Genomic DNA, 1,169 nt, shown 5'->3' with positions numbered 1-1,169 from the left:
GTATCCGCTCAATAAGTAGCGGTAGCACAGAAAAAAAAATAAGCAGAGTACACAAAGTGTCATAAAATAGGACACATGACGCCAAAGATTATTTCACAAGACAAGTCATCCTCAGATTTACTGCAAACCATCGACCCCCCAGGGATTGCAGACGAATCCATGCGTCATAAAGTAGAGCTCTTACTGAACCTCATTGAGCAATTACAATTAAAAGTCAAAGACTTAGAGTCAGAGAATCAACGGTTAAAAGATGAAAACAACCGATTGAAGGGAGAACAAGGAAAACCAGACATCAAAGCCAACTCCAAAGGGTTCAAAAGCCAGCACTCGTCAGAGAAAGAGCGAAAAACGCCAAAAAAGCATAGCAAAGGCAGTAAGAACGCGACGATTAAAATAGATCGAGAAGAAATACTAGAATATCCTAAAGACCAACTGCCAGCAGATGCAGAATTTAAAGGATACGAGCAAGTAATCATCCAAGATATCAGCTTGGCAACCGACAACATATTGTTCCGTAAACAGAAATATTACTCACCCTCACTCCGAAAAACTTATGTAGCAGAATTACCATTAGGCTACGAAGGAGAATTTGGACCAGGAATCAAAGCCTTAATCATCAGTTTGTACTATGGGGGCAATATGACGCAAGGCAAACTACTAGATTTTTTAGCCGATTTAGGTATTTCCATCTCAGCAGGTTATTTATCCAACCTGTTAATCAAAAACCACTCCGGTTTTGAAACCGAGAAACAAGAAGTTTATGATTCAGGACTAGCGAGTAGCCCTTGGCAACACTTTGACCAAACTGGCGCGCGTGTAGGTGGAGTCAACCATACCACCAATATCATCTGCAACCCTTTATATACAGTCTACTTTACAACAGCTAATAAAGATAGACTGACGGTAATCAAAGGATTACAGCCGGGACGAGAACTGAAATTTATTCTAAATCCACTCACATTCTCACTAATTCAGGACTTCAAAATCCCGATTAAATGGCAGAATGCTCTCAAGCTATTACCTCAAGAAACGGTGTTGAGTGAGTCACAGTTTAATCACCTACTCAATAAGTATGTACCCAAACTGGGTGCTCAACAACTGACCCGGATTAGGGAAGCAGCAGCTATTGCTTTCTATCATCAGCAAACTGATTGCCCAGTTGTACAAAC

Annotated in this window: 1 pseudogene; it reads left to right on the top strand. The window is 40.7% G+C overall.

Annotation, left to right across the window (positions count from 1 at the left end):
• Positions 1-75: 75 nt before the first annotated feature.
• Positions 76-1,169 (top strand): annotated as a pseudogene (locus QT987_RS29785) (hypothetical protein); the annotation flags it as partial.

Source organism: Microcoleus sp. SVA1B4 (assembly GCF_036700545.1).
GTDB lineage: Bacteria > Cyanobacteriota > Cyanobacteriia > Cyanobacteriales > Microcoleaceae > Microcoleus.
Note: the sequence above shows the minus strand (reverse complement) of the source record. Positions and strands in the feature narration are given on the sequence as shown.